Origin of the sequence: Vibrio aquaticus, assembly GCF_003970385.1 — a bacterium.
Lineage (GTDB): Bacteria > Pseudomonadota > Gammaproteobacteria > Enterobacterales > Vibrionaceae > Vibrio > Vibrio aquaticus.
On the sequence record NZ_RXZH01000002.1, the window covers coordinates 349,375 to 367,430 of the forward strand.

The 18,056-nt window shown below is 39.1% G+C and carries 19 protein-coding genes; 18 read left to right on the forward strand and 1 reads right to left on the reverse strand.

Annotated elements, in window-relative coordinates; translation table 11 throughout:
• Positions 1-50 precede the first annotated feature (50 nt).
• On the reverse strand, positions 51-1,739 hold the full coding sequence (locus EJ063_RS07475; protein WP_126573953.1) for an NAD-dependent malic enzyme: 1,689 nt from the start codon (positions 1,737-1,739) through the stop codon (positions 51-53).
• Between the two features lie 158 nt (positions 1,740-1,897).
• Between EJ063_RS07475 and EJ063_RS07480 the strand changes: the two genes are divergently transcribed.
• The 18 genes from EJ063_RS07480 (at position 1,898) to EJ063_RS07560 (ending at position 18,056) form a co-directional block, all read left to right on the forward strand.
• The gene (locus EJ063_RS07480; RefSeq protein ID WP_126573547.1) at positions 1,898-4,243 is read left to right on the forward strand and encodes a helicase-related protein; all 2,346 of its coding nucleotides are present in this window, start codon (positions 1,898-1,900) and stop codon (positions 4,241-4,243) included.
• Between the two features lie 199 nt (positions 4,244-4,442).
• Positions 4,443-4,820, forward strand: a complete 378-nt coding sequence (locus EJ063_RS07485; protein ID WP_126573548.1) for a transporter — start codon at positions 4,443-4,445, stop codon at positions 4,818-4,820.
• A gap of 262 nt (positions 4,821-5,082) precedes the next feature.
• Positions 5,083-5,736, forward strand: coding sequence for an outer membrane beta-barrel protein (locus tag EJ063_RS07490; RefSeq protein WP_126573549.1), 654 nt, complete (start codon positions 5,083-5,085; stop codon positions 5,734-5,736).
• Between the two features lie 619 nt (positions 5,737-6,355).
• Positions 6,356-6,508: a hypothetical protein gene (locus EJ063_RS20880; RefSeq protein WP_158675994.1), complete on the forward strand. Its 153-nt coding sequence runs from the start codon at positions 6,356-6,358 to the stop codon at positions 6,506-6,508.
• Positions 6,509-7,095: 587 nt separating this feature from the next.
• Entirely contained in the window at positions 7,096-7,368 is a 273-nt protein-coding gene (locus EJ063_RS07495) for a hypothetical protein (RefSeq protein ID WP_126573550.1), read from the forward strand.
• 15 nt (positions 7,369-7,383) lie between these two features.
• Positions 7,384-8,064 (forward strand): EscR/YscR/HrcR family type III secretion system export apparatus protein, encoded by a 681-nt coding sequence (locus EJ063_RS07500; protein WP_126573552.1) that lies wholly within the window; start codon positions 7,384-7,386, stop codon positions 8,062-8,064.
• Positions 8,061-8,738, forward strand: coding sequence for a type III secretion system apparatus protein VscT2 (locus EJ063_RS07505; protein WP_244225162.1), 678 nt, complete (start codon positions 8,061-8,063; stop codon positions 8,736-8,738). Before EJ063_RS07500 ends, EJ063_RS07505 begins: the two co-directional genes overlap by 4 nt.
• Positions 8,735-8,992 (forward strand): hypothetical protein, encoded by a 258-nt coding sequence (locus EJ063_RS07510; RefSeq protein ID WP_126573554.1) that lies wholly within the window; start codon positions 8,735-8,737, stop codon positions 8,990-8,992. The genes EJ063_RS07505 and EJ063_RS07510 overlap by 4 nt, the downstream gene beginning before the upstream one ends.
• Positions 8,982-10,436, forward strand: a complete 1,455-nt coding sequence (locus tag EJ063_RS07515) for a secretin GspD/PilQ domain-containing protein (protein WP_126573556.1) — start codon at positions 8,982-8,984, stop codon at positions 10,434-10,436. The genes EJ063_RS07510 and EJ063_RS07515 overlap by 11 nt, the downstream gene beginning before the upstream one ends.
• Positions 10,433-11,695 (forward strand): type III secretion system ATPase VscN2, encoded by a 1,263-nt coding sequence (gene vscN2, locus EJ063_RS07520; RefSeq protein WP_126573558.1) that lies wholly within the window; start codon positions 10,433-10,435, stop codon positions 11,693-11,695. The genes EJ063_RS07515 and vscN2 overlap by 4 nt, the downstream gene beginning before the upstream one ends.
• Entirely contained in the window at positions 11,649-12,041 is a 393-nt protein-coding gene (locus EJ063_RS07525) for a hypothetical protein (protein WP_126573560.1), read from the forward strand. The genes vscN2 and EJ063_RS07525 overlap by 47 nt, the downstream gene beginning before the upstream one ends.
• Before the next feature lie 6 nt (positions 12,042-12,047).
• Positions 12,048-13,394: a hypothetical protein gene (locus EJ063_RS07530; protein WP_126573562.1), complete on the forward strand. Its 1,347-nt coding sequence runs from the start codon at positions 12,048-12,050 to the stop codon at positions 13,392-13,394.
• On the forward strand, positions 13,381-13,614 hold the full coding sequence (locus tag EJ063_RS07535) for a flagellar biosynthetic protein FliQ (RefSeq protein WP_126573564.1): 234 nt from the start codon (positions 13,381-13,383) through the stop codon (positions 13,612-13,614). The genes EJ063_RS07530 and EJ063_RS07535 overlap by 14 nt, the downstream gene beginning before the upstream one ends.
• Positions 13,615-13,629: 15 nt before the next feature.
• Entirely contained in the window at positions 13,630-14,004 is a 375-nt protein-coding gene (locus EJ063_RS07540) for a type III secretion system chaperone family protein (protein ID WP_126573565.1), read from the forward strand.
• A 22-nt stretch (positions 14,005-14,026) separates the two neighbouring features.
• The gene (locus tag EJ063_RS07545) at positions 14,027-15,124 is read left to right on the forward strand and encodes a serine/threonine-protein kinase (RefSeq protein WP_126573567.1); all 1,098 of its coding nucleotides are present in this window, start codon (positions 14,027-14,029) and stop codon (positions 15,122-15,124) included.
• Positions 15,125-15,237: 113 nt separating this feature from the next.
• The gene (locus tag EJ063_RS07550) at positions 15,238-15,639 is read left to right on the forward strand and encodes a hypothetical protein (RefSeq protein ID WP_126573569.1); all 402 of its coding nucleotides are present in this window, start codon (positions 15,238-15,240) and stop codon (positions 15,637-15,639) included.
• Between the two features lie 204 nt (positions 15,640-15,843).
• Entirely contained in the window at positions 15,844-16,836 is a 993-nt protein-coding gene (locus EJ063_RS07555; RefSeq protein WP_126573570.1) for a hypothetical protein, read from the forward strand.
• Positions 16,837-17,846: 1,010 nt separating this feature from the next.
• Positions 17,847-18,056: an EscF/YscF/HrpA family type III secretion system needle major subunit gene (locus tag EJ063_RS07560; protein WP_126573955.1), complete on the forward strand. Its 210-nt coding sequence runs from the start codon at positions 17,847-17,849 to the stop codon at positions 18,054-18,056.

Genomic DNA, 18,056 nt, shown 5'->3' on the forward strand with positions numbered 1-18,056 from the left:
AAAAAAAGCCCAACGATTGCTCGTTGGGCTTGATGTCTCATTTATATGGCTTAGAAGGCTGTACGTTTGTACTTGCGGTAAACCGGCTGCCAGAATGATGCATCAATTGCTTCCTCTAACGCTTCATCCGTGATTTCTAGCGCCACACCTTGCTCAATGGCTTTCTTAGCAACAGCAAATGCAATCTTCTTAGAAACAGAGTGAATCGCTTCTAGTGGTGGAAGTAGTGCACCTTGGCCGTTGATAGCCAGCGGTGAACAAGTTGCTAGCGCTCGGCTTGATTCCATTAGCATTTCGTCAGTTACGCGTTTCGCTTGAACAGCCAGTACACCTAGACCAATACCAGGGAAGATATAGCTGTTGTTACACTGAGCGATAGGGTAAGTTTTACCATCGTGAACCACTGGGTCAAATGGGCTGCCCGTTGCAACAAGTGCTTCACCGTTTGTCCAACGAATAATGTCGTTTGGTGTTGCTTCCACGCGGCTTGTTGGGTTTGATAGTGGGAAAACAATCGGACGATCACAGTGCTTGTGCATCTCTTTGATCACTTCTTCACTAAACAGACCTGGAGCTCCCGATACACCCACCAAGACAGTCGGCTTGGCGTTACGCATCACATCAAACAGTGAGTAGCCGTTACCTTCTGATTCCCACTTGGCCGTATTTTTGTGCTTTTGCACCAAACGTTGCTGGAAGTCTAATAGGTTAGGCATGCCTTCTTGTAGCAGACCCCAACGGTCAACCATGAAGACTTGTGAGCGCGCTTTCTCGTCAGAAATACCTTCAGATACCATTTGAGCAATGATCGCTTCAGCGATACCACAACCTGCAGAACCCGCACCTAAGAAGGTCACACGTTGCTCTGAAAGTTTGCTGCCCGCTGCCTGACATGCCGCAAGCAGTGAACCCACAGTAACGGCTGCTGTACCTTGAATATCATCGTTAAAACAACATACGCGGTCTTTGTAGCGCTCAAGTAGCGGCATTGCGTTCTTTTGCGCGAAATCTTCGAATTGGATTAGCGCATCAGGCCAACGGCGCTGAACCGCTTGCATGAACTCTTCTACAAACGCATCGTACTCAGCGCCAGTAATACGAGGATGACGCCAGCCCATGTACATTGGGTCAGCAAGACGTTGCGGATTGTTTGTACCCACATCAAGTACGATAGGTAGCGTGTAAGCTGGGCTGATACCACCACAAGCGGTGTAAAGAGCAAGCTTACCAATTGGAATACCCATACCACCGATACCTTGGTCACCCAGACCAAGAATACGCTCACCATCGGTTACAACGATGACTTTAACGTTGTGGTTTGATGCATTGTTAAGAATGTCATCAATGCGGTCACGGTTAGCGTAAGAAACGAATAGGCCACGGCCACGGCGGTAGATGTTAGAGAAGTTTTCACATGCAGCGCCAACGGTTGGCGTGTAGATGATCGGCATCATCTCTGAAATGTGGTTTTGAACTAGACGGTAGAAAAGCGTCTCGTTCGTGTCTTGAATGTTGCGTAGGTAAATGTGCTTATCCATATCGCTTTCAAAGTTGCGATATTGTTGGTAGGCACGTTCTACTTGTTCCTGAATAGTTTCAGTGTTTTCTGGTAGCAGACCTTCTAGGTTAAATGAGCTGCGTTCAGAGGCAGTAAAAGCACTGCCTTTATTTAGAAGCGGAGTACTCAGAAGAGCCGGGCCTGCATATTGGATATATAGAGGGCGTTTATCGTTATTCATCATGTGCCTTTAGTAAGGTGTTAGGGTCGACAGACCTTTGGGAACAGGAACATGAAAATGATAGGGATTCGTTGTCGTATTGTAAACTGAATATTCCTGCATTCTGGCACACTTTGCGTATATAATTTTGTGCTTTAGCTCAATCAATACAGAAGTCCATGTCTAGTTTGCCAATCGATTCTCTTAAACCGCAATTCCTTCGCTTATTGGAGACCTCACATTTGATTGTTGAGGCCGAAACCGGATCGGGAAAATCGACTCGATTGCCGCTTTGGGCGGCAGAGAAAGGACGCGTGTTAGTGATTGAACCAAGACGAATCGCTTGTACTTCGTTGGCGCAGTTTCTCGCCGAGCAAAAGCAAGAGTCTGTAGGTCAATCGGTCGGGTATGCAATCAAGCTTGAAACCTGTTTTGACGAGCGCACGCAGGTTGTGTTTGTCACTCCAGGCGTCGCATTGCGATGGTATGCAGAAAACCAATTAGCGGACTTTGAGACGATTATTGTCGACGAATTTCATGAACGCCGTTGGGATACGGACTTGCTCGTTGCTTTGATGAAAGAGACTCAGGCCCATCGCTTGGTTGTGACATCAGCGACCATAGAGGGGCAAAAGCTCGCGGAATATATCGGTGCACAGCGTCTTCATGCGGAAGGTCGGAACTTTTCCGTCTCGGTAGGGTGTCGCGCGCTCGATTCTCGGCAGCTGCCGGACATCCGCAATCTCGACCAGCGAGTAAAGCAAGAAGTGGAATCTCTGCTCGATATTGAGGGCGACATTCTCGTTTTTCTACCGGGACGAAAAGAGATCACTCAATGTTTATCGGCCTTGTCATCTGTTGATGGTGTAACAACTGTGCCGTTGCATGCCTCGGTGACCGACGAACAACGAAACATAGCATTGAACCAACAAGCGTATAAAAAAATCGTTCTAGCGACCAACGTTGCTGAAACCTCATTAACCATCCCCAATATTGCCGCTGTGATTGATTCGGGGTTAGAGCGTCGCACAGAGCAACGAAACGGCCGAACCGCATTAAGTTTAAAACACATCTCCAGAGCGAGTGCAAAACAGCGAGCGGGCCGAGCGGGTCGAGTGATGGAAGGGATCTGTATCCAGCTCTATGGAGAGCACGCTGCATTAGCGGCCGTAACACCACCAGAAATGCATCGAGAGTCACTCACAGAGGCTATGCTAGCTGCCGCAAGTTGCGGTCGTTCACTGAAGTCATTGGCTTTCCTCGAACCTCTTCCGAGTAAATCCTTAGTGCAAGCAAATGAGATACTTTCATCCATGGGCGCGGTGGATTCACAAGGCCTAGCGACCGAGCATGGCAAGCGAATTTACCCGCTACCAATTGATGCTTTGTACGCTGATTTAGTGACTCGTATGCCATCGAAGGCACTTAAAGAAGCGATGGTTGATATGACGGCTGTTTTAGCGACTCCAGCAAACTTGTCTCGACGGTCTAACAGCGAAGAGCAGCAAGAGAAACTCGCACTCGAAGAGCCTTTGGGCTGCGATGGGCAATTAGCGATTGGGTTGCTGCGAGGCGAGTTGTTTTCAGGCGTGAATGTTGATGCGGATGTACTCAAAGAGGCTCGGGCATTATCGGCGCAAATGAGGGAAGCGTTCGAACTTCCACAACTTGAAGTGGCATCTCGCTATAGACACAGTGAGTTGGTTAAAGCCATTGCTGTACTTCATCCTGAACTGATTTTTGTTCGACGTGAAAAACGCAGAGACGCCATGAGTAATGGCAACATGGAAGTCACGTTAGGAAGAGAAAGTCGCTTTAACGTTAAGAATGAAGCGGCGATTGTATTGGATACACATAGCTTACCGGGGAGAGGCGTGAAACAGACGTTGAATTTGGCGACGTTTACGTTACCGATTGACCTCAAAGTGCTTGTGGATCTTCCTGTAGGTGAGTGGCAACAAGGGGCTACGATAGAAGAAGACGGCGTACACCAAGTGGAAATGCAGCTGCTTTACGCTGGAAAAGTGATTGCAAAGCGTTATGAGCAGGCAAAAGGTGCATTAGCGATTGGGCCGATGATCGACGCAGTGAAGTCAGAGAAGGTCATGCCCGGCTTTGCTAAGTTAAGACATCGTCAAATTGAACATTGGAAAATATACGTCTCGCTTGGGCTAGGTGAAGGGAATGAGAGGGACGGATCGTTAACGTTTGATTCTTGGTTCCGAGAGCAGTTAGAGCTTCTAGAGCTTGAACACATTGACGAACTAGAGCTTTTTAATGAAGAGGATTTTCCGTTTGAAGGGATCCCCTATTGGGAGTATGACGACTTTGCCGCTGATTATCCTTTTGAACTGCTGCTGGGCGATCTCAATTTGGATGTTGACTACCACCCGAGTAAAAAGCTGGTGTACGTGGTCCACCGTGATGGTCTACGTAAAACTTACCCAAAACGTTGGGAGTTACCCAAGTGGCGGGGTTGGCGAATCCAGTACAAGAAAGCGAGTAAAATAGTCGACATCAAATAGCATTATTCGGTAGTCAAAATATTAAATGAAAGATACCGATCAGTATGTTGTTGTTCATCATTTGTTACATCCTCGGTTTTTATATAGCGTTTTAAACAGAATTATGGGTATAAAAGACGATTGTTTTATATCCTATTGCTATATAAAACCATATGAAGGATATTGAATACACTGTGTTGCCGACATTACGGGGGATGATATGGAACATCTAGGCAAGACAAGTGTTGTATTCGACTATACCTCTTTTCTCGGAGCTTCTTGCAGCAAGAAATGGACATTCTTGGAAGCAATGAGTACGTTCGCACCGATTTTCAGCTTAGCTTGGAAAAACACGATCAAAGAGACGATTACAGTTGAAGACCGCTTGTGGGATCAGGCAATGAAATCATTGTCTGCAAGTCGTAGCGATGAATCAAACATAATAACGCTACTAAAATTGGCCAAGACAGAAGGCGTTAAAGAGCTTAAGTTGGTCATGCCCTATGAACTAGAAGTGGAGCAACTTGATAGAGTCCGCGCTAAGTTTGACGCTGAAATAGACACCAATAATCAAGATGAGCTCATTATCAAGTTTTGATAGCGTCATTCAATTTAACCAATTAAATAAAAAGATCTCCTCGGAGATCTTTTTTGCTATCGGTAGGCCAAAAACTCACTAAGTCTCAGCGAGCTTGATTTAGATTGCTGATTTATTGTGCATTTATCAGGTCATTTGCTAGCGGTTGATCAAAAATCTTACGATTTCATCCATGAGTTGATGCCGAGTTGCGCTATATTTTTAGTCATTGTCCTGAATCTGATTTAGGTAACCACGCTGTTAGGGAAATACCGAGGTTAAAATGGAAGTAAAATTTGGTTGGATGCTAGCCCCTCTTGCACTTTTTGTCTCTTTGCCATCACAGGCAGCAGCAGAGACGAATGACATAAAGTATGACTATGTTTACGCTGATCTGAGTGCAGGTTCTCTCAATGAGAATATAGGCGTGAACAACAATGTGACTGCACTTTCGATTGGCGGTACATACCTTTGGACAGACCGTGTTCTTGCGACACTCGACTACACTGCGAAATTCATACATCCAAACGACACTACGACAGAGCTCTATACCTTGTTGCCAGGTGTTGCTTATCGCTATCCGTTGATGCCTAAGCTCGATATTGTCGCTGGCGTGAAGCTAGGGTACTTATGGGCTTCTCAAAGTAATGATGCTACGGACCAAGAGCTCTTCAAAGACAACGAAATGATGTGGGGCGCGAGTGCAGAATTGAAGTATGCATTGAATAAGAATTGGGAGTTAGCGGGAAAAAGCGAATTTAACCACAGTGATTTGGTTGAAGAAACCATTTTTAATTTAAGAGCAGACTACCAGTTTAATGCCCGAATGAGTGTCGGAGCGTTTTATACCCACCGAGATGGGGATTATCAAACCGCAGAAATCTCCGGCAATGCGACGACAAATGAAGGTGGCATATCTCTTCGTTACCTGTTTTGATACCAACCAGAATAAATACCTGATCATTCTGCTAACTAAAATCGCATACAGATTTTGTAGCTAGGGCAATCAGCTAGCAGTAATATATGTTTTACTCTAAGCGATTTTTTCTACGCAACTATCTGAACACCAACTTATCATGATTGGTACAAGTTCTTACGATAAAAATAGCCAACGTTTATTAACCCGTTCTTAACCTCGGTTAATTTATCTTTCCTGCAACTTAGTTTTGACTTTTAAGTTTGCGGGAAAGGGCACCAATGACATTTCGATATCCACTAATCACTTTGATGATGAGAGGCCTACTTTTAGGAGTGACCGGCTGTGCTGAGACAAGTGATGCAAATTTTGCGACTCAGGCCACTAACAACCGAACCCAATCGATTGAATTGCTGATTTAGAAGTATCAGCAACCCGAGTTACCTAATTTTAAGGTTAACGTTCAGCAAACAAATCAGCTTACTGGCCTGGTTAACATTATGGAATTTGAGCAGTACCTAGCGACAGCACCGGCGCAACCACTACGGCTTCTCAAAAAGACATCGCCGCAATAGAGGCAAGCCTACAAAGCAAAGACCTTTTAACTCCAAATATTATGCATGTTTGGCTTGAGATTGGTGTGAATCAACAACTGCTTGAGATTGAGCAGCCCCGCTTAGCTATTCTTGAAAACAATGAAATCTTGGTGCAAGAGCGCTACCAAGTGGATCTTGGCACGCTTGAAGCCTTAGAGAACACGAAGACTAGCACGCATCTACGCGAGCGACGGTAGCTCGATACCGAGAGAACCATGACTAAAGCAAGAGCGCATTAAGAGTACTAGCCGGAGAATGGAACTCAATAATGTAGAACCTCGGAAAATTACTTTTATTATTGAGAGCCTAATCCAATGAGACAGAATGAAACGACAATTCAACCAGATATAACCCGCCTTGCCGACAAATTTGTCTTTCAGCGTAACGCAGCACGCGCGATTGCAGACGACGAAAAGACAATAGCAGAGTGACAAGAAAGGTATGGGCATTGAACGAAAAACCCTATTGCTAAGTCTGGTTGCTCGAGAGGTGTTATAAATTCGCTTAAGCTTAAGAATAGTGAAAGCCTGCAATCGACGCTGATTGCAGGCTTTTTTTATTATGCCGCATTATACGTCAGTAGCTCAGGTGCTTTTTTTATAAAATTATACAAAAGGGGGGAGAGCTAAAGCTTATGTATGAACTTAGATGTGCTCCAATTTTGAAATGACACATAGATAGAAAAACAGGTCTATAAGTAAACAAAGTCAATTTCCATTGTTTACATACAGTATATATGACTGTATAGTAAGAATTCATCTACGATAATATTGAGGAAATAGATATGTCATTAACTACAGGTGAGTTGGATCATCATCTTGGTTCAGCCGTACAGAAAGCAGACGACGCAGTAGAGACGTTTCTGGAAGATCATACTGGTACTATTAATGCTTCTGGTGTTTTTGTACCAGACCCTACAGGTACGCTGATTCTTTCTACATCAGACTCATTAGAATTACAGCACTTGATGGGTGAGCAAAATATCGCAGCCCAAACATCAACAAGTACGATTAAATCCGTCAAAGATGCAATCATGTCTTCGGCAAGAAATATTTAACCTGAGAGTTTTTCTTTGATAACCCTATTAAGCCCTGACAACCCATATGCCGGTGTTAACTTAGTAACGCTACTCGTTATAGTGTTATTATCGACAGCATTCTTTATTTGCTTTTCGGGGTTTATAAAATACAGTATAGTTTTAAATATTATAAAAAACGCTATAGGAACTCAGCAGATCCCGCCAGGTATGGTCGTTAACCTACTTGCGGGACTGATGGCACTAAATAGTATTTGGCCTGAAGTCCAACTTGGGTTGGAAAGAATTGAACCGTATTTTAATGCGGAAATGTCTAACGAGGAGAAAGAAGAATCTAAAGAAATATTAAAGGATTCAAATAAACTAGCACTGTTCTCAATAGTAACTCGTGCAGAAGAGTTTTTTCCAGAGTTATTTGAAAAATCAGAAATCAAGGCGAAAAAGCTACTTGAAATTGTAGATTTACCTTTGCAATTTAATCCAGAAGACAAAATATTTAAATATTTTATAGGGAGTTTAATATATGACCTATATAAAGGTTTTGAATTAGGGCTGAAACTTTATATAATTTTTGTAAGTATTGACTTCCTGGTGGCTGTAATACTAAGTGGTGTTGGTATGACGATGTTATCACCAACAGTAGTATCAACTCCGTTAAAATTGTCGGTATTTTATTTCTCTGATAGTTGGACGGTTTTATTTACCGTGATGCAATGATGATAGATAGGGTACTCTTCCCTGATTGGATATTGTTTTCAGGAATTTTTTTATTCCTAAAGTTGTTTAACCCTACAAGGTTATATTTAAATAACATATCGTCATTAGCTATTTCAGCTGTAATAGCTATGTTTTGGACGAGTGGCGGGCTTGCTCCAACAGTAGACTTTACATGGGTGATCACGGTAGCAATTTTTGCAATATTTTCATCAGTACCATATTTCTTAGTAGGGATGCTAGGAGGAATCATACAGCAGTTACTTCTGTTAAATGAACAATCAGTACAAGATAAAAGATTTATTGAGGAAACAGATTCGATAGCACAAATGAGCTCTCTTGTTTTCTTAATGATTGCACTTGATAGCGGAGCAATATTTGAACCTTTAGTTTTGATTATAGAACAAAGTTATGAAGTTAATATAGCACCTGGTTTTGAAGAATTATATTCATTCATAATTGACTGCTTGTCAATTATATTGATGTTATCAGGTAAATATATAATAATCATGTTAATGGTAAGTTTTTCATTCGCACTAATTGACATCTATTTTAAGAAAGCTTCATTTTCGATGTTTGTCACATCCGATATAAAAGCTATTGCAGTAATTATCGCACTAAATGCATGGCTATTTAGTGATGTTAATTATGTATATGAAAGGTTGATAGGTAAATGAGTATTGTAAATAAAGAATTCATGTCCATGGAATTTCAAAGTCGTGCAGAGGGAGGTACTGATAAATTTGAAGTTGACCCTCAGCATCAAGGTACATTAAGTGTTAACGAAGGAGGTGTGTTAACCTTGAATCAAGACTTGGTTAGTGTTGAGAAACTTCTGGAAGAGGTGATTAATGAAAATATAGTCAAACAGTGCATTAATAATATAAAAGAATCGCAGGAAAGGCTAAAGGAAACAATGGATGAAGCGTAAAGTTTTAATGATAGCATCCTTATTGTTTAGTCCAATATTGAGTGCTGATATCATATTAAAAAATTCAGACACCACAGTGAATCAAGCATTGGAAGCAATCGCTGAAGATATGAATTTAAAGCTGGTTAATCATCTAGATAAAGAATCGAACAACGAAGTTATAACTCAAGACTTATCTGGAAAAGGAAGTATAATACTTAACAAAATTTCAAGTGTATTTGATTTTGATTGGTATGAATATGGGGGGACTTTAACTGTTGAGTCAAACTCTAAATATTCAAACATGGTGTTTAAACCGAGAAATATGAGTGTTGCTACTCTATTTAAAGAACTCAATCGAACCTTCAAAATGAGTAAAGATCTCGGTATTATGACCAGGAATAATAATCGAGTACTAATTTTTTCGGGTACAAGTCGCTTCAATAAAGATGTAAAATATTATGCGAACGTTCTAGATGAAAGTGAGTTTTTTGATAATCAAAATAATCTTGAGTTAGCTAGAATTGATTTTTCTTACTATTCAGTAATGGATAGAGATTTAAATAGCTTCGGTTCGGATGTAATGATTCCGGGAGCAGCAACATTAATCGATGATGCTATTCAAAATATTGGTCGATTCCAGAACGTGACGGATGGTGATCAGATATTAGAAACCTATAGATTAAAACTTACACAAGAGAATAAGCAAGAGCTCGAAGAAGAAGAGACAACATCTAAGGTTTTCCCTCTGCCAGAAAGTAATGCACTTTTAGTACGAGGGAACCCTCAAGAAATAAGGCTTGCACGTAGGATTGCCTCACTAATTGATGAAAGAAAAAGTCAAATAATATTTTCTTTAAGAGTTTATGATGTCGCTACAGACAGAACTCAAGAGTTTGGTGTTGATAGCGATTGGATTAATAGTGGTATAGGTATATATGATATAGTTGTGCCTCCTTTCGAAAATACGACTGAATACTTAAAAAACTTTAATGCACTTTATATTAATGGTTTAGCAAGGTCTGTTTATAGCACTAACATATTATCCCTTGAAAACTTAGGAAGTCACTTTGGTAAAAGTGATACTGCCAGTGTTCGCCTTGTATCAGAAAACGAAACCAAGCTTGAGAAAATAGTCGCTGAGAATGGGCTTTATATAACGGGAAGGATACTGCCATCTGGAGACGTGCGAGCATCCGTAAATTATCTTGAAGAAGCCTTCGATGAAAGAACAAACTCAACCTTACCTAATGTAAGCTCTCAAGAGATCAAATCAGAGGTTATAATAAAAAATGGCCAAACAGTTATCCTAGGCGGTTTTGAAACGACAAGTACGACATCGACTGAAACTGGTGTTCCTATTATCTCTTCAATTCCTTTAATTGGTGAATTGTTTAAAAATAAAGTGGATCAAAAAAGGTACTATAAGAGATACATATCTGTTTCATACGAGGTCGTTAAATGATACGAACTTATTATAAAGTTAGAGAGCTTTATGGAGATACGGTAACTTCAATTGTAGATAAAGATACGTTCATTGGCCAAGAGTGCTTTATCCACTCAATTAGTGACAATAGAATTCGAGGTGAGATCTCTAAAGTTAGTGGAAATAACGTAGAGATAAAGCTACTTGAACCAGCGACTATTCAGATTGGAGCTAAAATTGAGATTACGGAAAAGAGATTTACATTTCCACTCAATGAGGATGCATTAATCGGTAAGGTTATCAACTGTTATGGCGAATGTCTTTATGGAGAACAATATTTAGGTCAAGATATTGAGTACAAAGAGCTACCGATTGTCATTGAACCTCTTGCGTTAAACCAACGGGCTCCAATTGAAACGGTTTATCCAACAAAAATTAAAATTATTGATAGCTTATTTACTGTTGGTATTGGTCAACGTGTAGGTTTATTTGCCCCAGCGGGGGCGGGTAAAACAACAACTGTATCCATCATGGCAAATAATATGGAAGCAGATGTAGTTATATTTGCTATGATAGGTGAACGCGCGCGCGAAGTTGTTGAATTTTTAGAAGGTGAAATCGGTCCCCAGGTAATAGAAAAATCTATCACTTTAGTCTCAACTTCAGAAGCTAATCCTCTCGAAAAAGTAAGATCTGGGTTAGTTGCTGTATCGATCGCACGCCACTTTATGGAGCAAGGGAAAAGGGTTGTTCTATATTTTGACTCCCTTACTCGTTTTGCTAGGGCACAAGCGATGCTAGATGAAACACCAATTAGTGACAGTATTCCTATAGGCGTATCGCTATCATTGTCACGACTAGTTGAAAGTTGTGGTAATTCTGTCAATGGCTCAGTGACAGGTTTCTTCACCGTATTGATTGAAAAGGAAATTGATGCTGATCCAATAGCACACGAAGTGAAATCTTTAATTGATGGGCACTTAGTTTATTCGACACAGATCGCTTCAACAGGACGATATCCCGCAATTGATGTGTTAAAAAGTAAAAGTCGATTACAAAATAAAGTACAAGATCCTGTCTACACTGCCCTCTCTGAAAAAGTGAAAGATTCAGTTTATAGATATAATAATGTTGAACTATTAATAAGAGTCGGAGAGTACGAAGAAGGAAATGATCATGAAACTGATTTAGCTATAAGTTGTTATCCAAAGATTATGGAATTTTTGAAGCAGGGATTTGATGGTGTCGAGTATGAAGAAACCCTCCAAGGAATGGAAAGAATTTGGTCAAATTATTAGTATCGTCGATATAAAAATTGCTAAATACCAACGGATATTATCAAAATTAAAAAAAGAGAAAGAAAAGTTGGTTAATTTAGACCAAAAACTTTGGAATGAAATAAATTTCCAACAGGTTAAATTAAAAGAACTCAATATCGAGAACTATGTTGATAATTTGAAAGGGTATTTTGGCTCAAGGGAAAAATTGAAATCGAATATCGAATCTATTTTCTTTGATGCTTCAGTTAATAGCCAGAAAATTAAACAAGTGGATCAGGATATCGAAAGTCACATACTACTAAAAGCTTCTCTCGAAAAGCGAAAAGATGCATTGGTTGAAGTTAGACATAACTACGCGGGGTAAAGGATCATGAACATTGAAAGTAAGCAATCATATCCAGCTTCAAAGTTATTAAATAATACCAAAGATGAATTTAATAAAGAAACTTTAAACAAGAATAATTCACAAACTTTAAGATTTAGAAATAATGATGAAAATTTCGAAGGTCTAATTTCACAAGATGGTGAAATAGTACTGGCTAATACCCAGTCATCATTAAAACCAGAAAGTGAATCTCAACAAAACTCTAGTGAAAACAAACCCTTTGTAGGTAGAAAGCATTTAAGTGACGATGGTTATCTATTATCAAAATTAGGACTCAGTGATATTCATTTTGCCTCAAGTAGAAAACAAGTTGATGTAAAGAAATCTAATACTCATAATGAGGGCGGCAGTTATATTGGGGTGGGTGATAAGTCTACATCTGTGTCTGACCCGCTCTCACTCAAGGAAAGTAAAGCGCAATCTTCAGAGATATTACAAAATAAAGGCGAGTTTCCAAGTTTAGTAAAACATAGTTTTAAGCGCATAAAACTATCTATTGATGAAAAAACAGGTGGTGACTCGAAATTAATTGGTATTACTGAAGACGCTGCTACTTCAAAAATAATAACGGCAGGTAAGGGTGGTGATACCTTAAAGCCAGACACGGATAGTAAGGTTCATGATACAAAAAAACCGACTATGGATGGCAGAAGTATTGATTCTTCAAAAATAATAACGGCAGGTAAGGGTGGTGATACCTTAAAGCCAGACACGGATAGTAAGGTTCATGATACAAAAAAACCGACTATGGATGGCAGAAGTATTGATTCTTCGAAAATAATAACGGTAGGTAAGGGTGGTGATACCTTAAAGCCAGACACGGATAGTAAGGTTCATGATACAAAAAAACCGACTATGGATGGCAGAAGTATTGATTCTTCAAAATTGATCACAGACAGTAAAAGTAGTAATTTATCCATAACAACTGTAAAAAGCAATGGAGAAGAATTACTGAAGTCAGTTGTTGATAGTAATCGATTCGGCTCACAAATAAAAAGCCCCTTAGATGTCGATGATAAGAGACATATAAATAACATAACGACAACACCTAGTTCTCTGAACAACCCAAAAGAGGCGGTGAAAAACCAATCGGTTAATTTATCATTTTCTTCAACAAATAATATTATTTCGACGCCTATTGCTGAAATGAAACTAATACCTACAATGAATGCAGCTATATCCCATGAAGTATTTAGTCAGATACAGCAGGTAAATAGTTATGTAGTGACGTATCGGAAGAAGAGTTTTCTTTTTGAGTTTAGACAGAGTAGTGTTTCAGTTAGCTACGGAAAAAGAAGTGAGAAGTTAGAGATCGAAGATGAGCGTATTTGATATTACAGCAGCTTGTTTTGACTTACTGAAAGACTCTATTCTACTATTTTCAGTAGCCTTCGTAATTACGGGGGTTACTGTAGGATTAATACAAACAGTATTAAGTATTCAAGACCCAGGTTTGCCTCTCGTCGCAAAGTTAATCGTTCTTATGTTACTGATCTCTCAACAAGGTTCAGGCATATATGAACGCTTTCAGAGTTTATTTTTTGGATTATAAGAAAGGAATTAGATTATGAATTTTAGACAAACAATGTTTAAATGTTTAGTAGATACTTTAGGTGTGCCTGCTGGTAAGTTAAGTCGAATTAATGATGACGGCCCAGTAGCAATTGAGCTTACGAAAGGTGGTGAAATATACTTAAGTAAAGAGAATGATGCTATTTATACTGGAGTTAAGGTGCCCTTTAGAAATAAGAATTCACTACAACTTAACGCCTCAAAAATAATCTCGATTCTTACTGAAAATAAGGATGTGGTTGTTAACGTTTTAGGTGAAAATCTAGTCATAATGATTAACGTATCTTGTGAGAGTCGCGATTTGAGTAAAGATCTTTCGGAAGCGTTAACTACATTAAATAATGCGGCTCTAGCGTTAGCTGACATGTAATTCGGTGATGGGGAGGTGATGAATGCCAGCTATATTACTACAATCAAATAATATTAATGCTGCTCAGCCGAAATCTAATTCACAGGTAACACCAGAGTTTGTAAATAATATCGGAAATATTAAATGTAAAAATACAATGGCAAGCGTTATTCAGAAGGCTTGGAAAACTCACCAACAAATTCTTAAACAGAAGCCCGTAAATGAAGTTGGGTTCAAAGAGCTTAAGCGTGAGTCGAAGTCTGTTGATTCGAATACCAAGCCTGATGAAACAAGTTATTTCTATAACTCTGATAATAAGTTAGTTGGATTAACCCCAAAAGGTGAGCCTAATAATCAAGCGTCTGGTTCATTTAAGTCGTTAGATAGAGCTGATGATCGTTTCGTTCAATTGAAAGTAAATACTGATGACTCCAGTGAACGAGATGGAGAGGAATTTAACGAGTTCTCTACCAATACATTAACTAAATACCCATCTGTAACGAATAGTGTCTTTGTACGCCCTGATTTAGTTATTGCTGAAAATGGAGGTGAAACTCTTAACTCTAAAATTTTGGATGGGGAAAAGGTGCCATTGGGAGATTTTAAGCAAATATGCGCTGATCTAAAAACTATGCATCAAGACCGCGTGTTTGCAAATGATATTAAACCAGAAAATATGACGATCAAAGATGGCACGAATATGGTCCGTCATATAGATACTGATGGATTTTCTGATCGCAATCGTGTTGATAGTGGTGGTAATGAAATATATCCGATACTCTATACGCCTATATATAGACCAGATTGTTTAAATTCGATGATTAACTCTGCTAGTTATAAATGGGCTGAAGCAGGACAGGCTCAGTCTGATAACTATGCTCTGCTTGTATCTATGATTGAATCAACTCAAGGTAAATTTGTTTCTTCAAACCGAGGTCATTTAGGTGGGCTCACTACAGTTGATATGAAGCGCCTCGATGTTAGTAGATGGATTAATAATAATATAAAACCTGAGTATCAGAAAGATGCCGATAAAATGCTAACATACGGTAGAGTATTATCTCCATTAAATCATGATATCGATAAGCCATTAGCTGACCAAATTCCAAATCTTGTAGATATGATCAAGTGGTCATCATAAATTAATGTCAGTCTTTTAGGGCTAACAGACGATATGTGTTATCCATGCAATGAATTGTTAATTAGTATAGATAAGAACCTATATTCTAATCCTCCAAAAATTAAGGAAAAAATATGGTCCAATTAAACACGGTAATGCCAGTGCGTGTTACTCCTCTAGATACCAACTCAACAGGCGAAGTAACAAAAGATTTTAATCAAAATGTTAACTCAGTAAAGAACGGAGAGCAGATTAATGTTGATTCTCAACAACATTTCGACGGCCATAGAAATATACTAAACAGTATAAATAATGCCAATGTTATCGGCATTGCTTCAACTACTGAGCGTGACATATCAGCTGCTGATTATAACTCACCCATGTTTCAATCCATATTAGACGAATTGATTGATGGTGAACATGTGAATGTTAATGACTTAGATGCTAACAAAGTGCATGACAAGGCGGTTAAAATATATACTGATCTAGGCCTTCATGAGATTGAAAATGTAGAAGATGAAGACTTCGACTTTTAGTGTTCTTTCCCTATCAACGGCATATTTACCGTAGAGAATGTTACAATAAATATGCTGTTTTTGACGCTATTTTTCCACTGTATGATATATAATCCGGCAACACTAATGAGTAGTACTTTTAATGTGGATGTTGTTAAAAAAGTGTATGTCATTGCCTAATTCTGAAGCGAAGCAGGTAAAATAATATCGTTTTAAGGAGTAGTAATGAGTTCAGTCATCTCAAGCATATCACCGTCACGATCAATATATGAAGTAGGCGAACACAATAAAGTTGTTTCCGAGCTTTTGTTTGCTAGTAATGACAAAAAAAAACTAGATTTTAAACTAGGCAATGAAACAGTAAAAGAACATCTGAATGCTTTATTTGAACTCTCAAAGAAAAATTCACAAGAAAGTATTGAGCTTCTTCAGAATTTAGCTTTAGGAAATGGAGAAATAGCTTCATACTCCCAAGACCTTCTTTGCAAATTATTGATGGTGAGAGATGGAGTAACGCATGAAATAGCAAATACAGTACGCGCTGGATGTCAAAAGCTAATTACTGACTTTTCAAGTAGTGTTACTACTCAAGAAGTAATAGATTCTCACCCTAAGTTACTATTGCTAGCAAGCACAAAAATTCATGATCAAACCTTCGATGATATCCCTAATACCGTCAAGGAAAGTGTAAAAAAATTTGATGCGTATAATGAAAAACCGCAGTGGTGGCGGGACAATAAACCCAATAACGGTGTTTTTGATGCAGATTCATTATTGTCTATAGTTGATGCAAGTGAACCACAGCGAAGAAAGGTCCAAGTTACTAGCGATGGTATGTGTTTTTTTAGAGCGATTCTTACTGATACTAATCACGATGTAAAATATGCAGATAAAGAAAAAGTTAGTACTGAAGATATAATAAATAATATTAAAGCGAATTATGAATCTCAACTGGATGCTAGTATCGATGAGGCGCTAACCAAGTTTAAACCTGAACCATTGCGTCAATACAGTCATAACGAAATAAAAAGTGCATTAAAGGAAAATTTACACCTAATATGGTCTGGTGAGGGAATAGCGCAGATATTTGACGTTATAGTTAATGAAAATATAGACGATTTTGATGCTTTATCTGATGTGATTTTTAACGAATTCCACAATGTCTTTGATACAACGAATTTGGTGAAGGAGGGGCATCACTATAACGTATTTATTTAACACTCTTACTTCATTATTATGAGAAATTGTTACGTCAAGTTCTCATTACTGACGCTATCTTCACCGAAAATTTGTCTATGAATCTTGTAGTTAAGGTGAGCGACAGTATCTTTCTCATACAAAACGCGTAATTACTCACTTTTGAGGGCTAGATATCGAAGCTTTTTGCCTCAGTTAACCTTTAGCCCACATCTAACTCAAGTGATTTTTTGTCGTGGCAACCTAGCTGTAGATTAAGATAATATTACTTCCACTTCCACTCCCAGACTTGCCTGAAGAGACAAAGTATATCATCAAGGTTTCGAGAAGAGTTGACTGAACACTCAGTAATGATGTTACTTTTTCCTAATTAAGACTGATAGAAACCCAAATATGTCATCGAACGATTGCTCTGATAGCCTATTTACCAGCTTATCAATGGCTGCTTGAAACCATTAAGCATTATATGTTCAAAGTAGATTAGCCAATGCCGGAACTTTATGGTATGCATTGCTGTAATTGCTCACGGTTTGATAGTTACACATTATGAGTATCGACATCAACGGCCAGATGTAGTTTCCGCTAAGCCCTACTCCATCAACTCCAAGCATTTTAACTTTTCATTCTCCTTCGCTGCAGATTTTCAAACCTGTTGAATCAATTGCGATGTAACGAAGTGAGCCTTTCAATCTATTCTTGTATTTTACATGAACGACTTTTGAACGTTCATTAATACTGGTTACGTAAGGGTTAGCAAAGGGCCGTTCAAATCTGAATAGATCAATTGGCCTTAACAGATTCATTCACCGCTAACTGAGATCTAGTCCCGTAAGTTTACCCTATATCCCACGTTCTAGTAGTAACGTCAGTATCAAGTCTGTTGGTTAGAATTGTAAATAAAAGATTACAAAGCAGGTACTGTCTCTTGACATTCTTTATGGGTTGGCGTATCGTAAACTCATGCAATATAGAAAATTGATGAGGTAGCTATCGTGTCTGTATTTGGAACTGAAAATGTACAACTCTCAGTCATGGAAACCACAGTAAATAATGTTGGTAGCGGGTTTGAAGATATAATGGCGGCAGTTAAGCAAGCGCAAGCGGCTAAAGGTGAGTTTAGTATGGCTGATACATTAGCTATTCAACAATCAGTTTTTCACTACACGATCTATCAGGAAACGGTCTCTAAAATCGCATCTAAATCAGCGAACGCAATAAATGATGTAATGAAGGCTCAATAA

Coding starts and splice junctions, on each gene's coding strand:
- EJ063_RS07555 (WP_126573570.1), top strand. CDS start 15,844: ATGAGTTCAGTCATCTCAAGCATATCACCGTCACGATCAATATATGAA.
- EJ063_RS07495 (WP_126573550.1), top strand. CDS start 7,096: ATGTCATTAACTACAGGTGAGTTGGATCATCATCTTGGTTCAGCCGTA.
- EJ063_RS07505 (WP_244225162.1), top strand. CDS start 8,061: ATGATGATAGATAGGGTACTCTTCCCTGATTGGATATTGTTTTCAGGA.
- EJ063_RS07550 (WP_126573569.1), top strand. CDS start 15,238: ATGGTCCAATTAAACACGGTAATGCCAGTGCGTGTTACTCCTCTAGAT.
- EJ063_RS07545 (WP_126573567.1), top strand. CDS start 14,027: ATGCCAGCTATATTACTACAATCAAATAATATTAATGCTGCTCAGCCG.
- EJ063_RS07485 (WP_126573548.1), top strand. CDS start 4,443: ATGGAACATCTAGGCAAGACAAGTGTTGTATTCGACTATACCTCTTTT.
- EJ063_RS07525 (WP_126573560.1), top strand. CDS start 11,649: ATGAAGAAACCCTCCAAGGAATGGAAAGAATTTGGTCAAATTATTAGT.
- EJ063_RS07560 (WP_126573955.1), top strand. CDS start 17,847: ATGGAAACCACAGTAAATAATGTTGGTAGCGGGTTTGAAGATATAATG.
- EJ063_RS07475 (WP_126573953.1), bottom strand. CDS start 1,739: ATGAATAACGATAAACGCCCTCTATATATCCAATATGCAGGCCCGGCT.
- EJ063_RS07535 (WP_126573564.1), top strand. CDS start 13,381: ATGAGCGTATTTGATATTACAGCAGCTTGTTTTGACTTACTGAAAGAC.
- EJ063_RS07515 (WP_126573556.1), top strand. CDS start 8,982: ATGAAGCGTAAAGTTTTAATGATAGCATCCTTATTGTTTAGTCCAATA.
- EJ063_RS07510 (WP_126573554.1), top strand. CDS start 8,735: ATGAGTATTGTAAATAAAGAATTCATGTCCATGGAATTTCAAAGTCGT.
- vscN2 (WP_126573558.1), top strand. CDS start 10,433: ATGATACGAACTTATTATAAAGTTAGAGAGCTTTATGGAGATACGGTA.
- EJ063_RS07540 (WP_126573565.1), top strand. CDS start 13,630: ATGAATTTTAGACAAACAATGTTTAAATGTTTAGTAGATACTTTAGGT.
- EJ063_RS07480 (WP_126573547.1), top strand. CDS start 1,898: ATGTCTAGTTTGCCAATCGATTCTCTTAAACCGCAATTCCTTCGCTTA.
- EJ063_RS07490 (WP_126573549.1), top strand. CDS start 5,083: ATGGAAGTAAAATTTGGTTGGATGCTAGCCCCTCTTGCACTTTTTGTC.
- EJ063_RS07530 (WP_126573562.1), top strand. CDS start 12,048: ATGAACATTGAAAGTAAGCAATCATATCCAGCTTCAAAGTTATTAAAT.